At 63.5% G+C, this 2531-nt stretch carries 2 protein-coding genes and 1 pseudogene; 2 read left to right on the forward strand and 1 reads right to left on the reverse strand.

What is annotated here, in order from left to right:
* Window positions 1–161 precede the first annotated feature (161 nt).
* Window positions 162–830: a DUF1007 family protein gene (locus EN984_RS30870; protein WP_023810039.1), complete on the forward strand. Its 669-nt coding sequence runs from the start codon at window positions 162–164 to the stop codon at window positions 828–830.
* Complete coding sequence (locus EN984_RS30875; protein WP_127272433.1) at window positions 827–2035, forward strand: nickel/cobalt transporter; 1209 nt, start codon at window positions 827–829, stop codon at window positions 2033–2035. Before EN984_RS30870 ends, EN984_RS30875 begins: the two co-directional genes overlap by 4 nt.
* A 23-nt stretch (window positions 2036–2058) precedes the next feature.
* Here EN984_RS30875 and EN984_RS30880 read toward each other — a convergent pair.
* Window positions 2059–2531: pseudogene (locus EN984_RS30880) on the reverse strand (NAD-dependent epimerase); the annotation flags it as partial.

The following is a 2531-nucleotide window of genomic DNA, read 5'->3' on the forward strand; positions in this document are numbered from 1 at the left end:
CCGCCGCTATCTGCCGGCGAAAGTCCGCGTCTTCGTCGACTTCCTGGTGCAGTGGTTCAGGACGCGCGAGGCTGGCTGACCGGCATCGATAGTCTCATGGTCCCAATTTCGCCCCCTTTCTGGTAACTCTCGGCAACTCTTCCGAGGCCTATGGACCGAGAATGAATCTGAAACGGCACGCAATCATGCTGGCTTCGGCCTTGGCGGCTACTTTTGCCGCCACTGGACCGGCTTACGTGCATCCGCATGTCTTCGCCGAGGCCCGCCTCGATGTGATTCTCTCCCCGGATCACCAAAGCGTGAAGGCTCTCCGTCATCTCTGGCGCTTCGACGATCTGTTTTCCTCGACCGTGATGATGGAGTTCGACAAGAACTCCGACCTGAAGCTCGATGACAAGGAGCTGAAGGAAGTCGCCGACACCGTTCATGCCTCGCTGGCCGAGTTCAATTACTTCCAGCTCGTCACCGTTGACGGCAAGGACGTGGCGATGACGCCGCCGCCGCATCTGATGGCCAATTTCGACAACGATCAGCTGATCATCCTGTTCGAGTCCGAACCGAAGGTGCCGATCAAGCTCCACGGCAAGATCGATATCGGCGTCTACGATCCGACATTCTACACGGCGATCGACTTCACCGAGGACTCCAACATCACGGTTGAAGGCCTGCCCTCGAACTGCACCAGCAAGGTGGTCCGTCCGGACCCGGACGAGGCCATCAAGGAAAACCAGAAGACCCTCACCGATGCCTTTTTCAACGATCCGACCGGCACCGATATGAGCAAGATCTTCGCCACCAAGCTCGAACTGACCTGTCAGCCAGAAGGATGAAGCCGGTGACGAAACCGTCCCTGCGTTTGGCATTCGGCCTGTTGGCCCTCACTGTCGCCATGATGCATTTCGCCGACGCCGCTCATGCCCAGAGTTCGCTCGGCATCGGCGTCAATGACGGCATGGCGCCGACCACCGGCCCGTTCGCCCATATCCTGATGTGGATCAATCTCAGGCAGCAGGAATTCTACCGCGCGCTGGCAACGGCGATGAAGGCGATGCGCCAGGACGGCAGCAAGATCTGGATACTCGTCGGCCTGTCCTTCGCCTACGGTATTTTCCATGCCGCCGGCCCCGGCCACGGCAAGGCCGTGATCTCGTCCTACATGGTGGCCAATGAAGTGGCGTTGCGGCGCGGCATCCTCTTGTCCTTCGTCTCGGCGCTGCTGCAGGGCCTGACCGCGATCGCGGTGATGGGGGTCGCCTATTTCGTCCTGCGCGGCACCTCCGTCTCGATGACGGACGCGGCCTGGTTCATGGAGATCATGAGCTTTGTCTTCGTCACCCTGTTCGGCGCCTGGCTGCTGTGGCGCAAACTCGGCCCCGCCGTCCTGCGTCTGTTCGGCAAGGGCCCGGCCTACAGCCTGTCGGCGGCTCATGCCGGCCATTCTCACGCCGGTCATTCTCATGGGGGTCATTCTCATGGGGGCCATTCGCACGGCGCGCATTCGCATGCCGGTCACTCCCATGCAGCTCCCAGCCATTCGGCGCATGCTCATTCGCACGCGCCACACGCGCATGACCATGTGCACGGCCCTTCGCACGATCATCACGATCATGCCGAACACGATCACGCTCATCACGATCACGCGGCCGGCGAAGTCTGCGATACCTGCGGCCATTCGCACGCACCCGATCCGGCGCTGCTGTCGGGCGACCGCTTCGACTGGCGCACGGCGTGGACGGCGGTGGCGGCGGTCGGCATCCGCCCCTGCTCCGGCGCCCTGATCGTGCTGAGCTTCGCCTTGCTCAACGGCCTCTGGCTCGGCGGTTTGCTGTCGGTGCTGGCGATGTCGCTGGGCACCGCCATCACCGTATCGGCACTGGCGACACTGGCGGTGACCGCCAAGAACTGGGCGGTGTATTTCGCCGGCGACGGCCGCATGGGCAACCGCATCCACTCGATCGTCGAGATCGGCGGCGCGGCGTTTGTGTTCCTGTTCGGACTGCTGCTGCTGTCGGCGAGTTTGGCGAGCGGCGGATAGGCCGGCGCCACGAGGTTCGGAGTTTAACCCGCGATCTTGCCGCCGAGCTCATCCTCGATGTGAGCGCGGATGATCTCGTCAAAACTCTTTTCGGCGCTGAAGCCGAGCTCCCGTGACCGCTTTGCCTCGAAGCGCGTCGGCCAGCCCTTGACGATCGCCCAGATCGTCTCATCCGGACCCTCGCGGATCAGGCTTACCGCCTTCGGCCCGGCGATGCGTTCCAGCGCCTCGATCTGCTCGCCGACGGTGACGGCAACGCCGGGCATCGTCAGGTTGCGGCGCGGCCCGACTGCGCTGCCGTCGATCCCTGCCGCATGGATCAGGAAGTTCACCGCCGAGCGCGGGCTGGCATGCGTGTGCACGACCGAGCGCGGCACCGGCAGGATCGCTTCGTGGCCGCTCAACGGCTCGCGGATGATGTCGGAGAAGAAGCCGGACGCCGCCTTGTTCGGCTTGCCCGGCCGCACGCAGATCGTCGGCAGCCGGATGCCGATAC

The sequence above is a fragment of the Mesorhizobium sp. M7A.F.Ca.CA.004.12.1.1 genome, from assembly GCF_003997835.1.
In the GTDB taxonomy this organism is placed as follows: Bacteria; Pseudomonadota; Alphaproteobacteria; order Rhizobiales; family Rhizobiaceae; genus Mesorhizobium.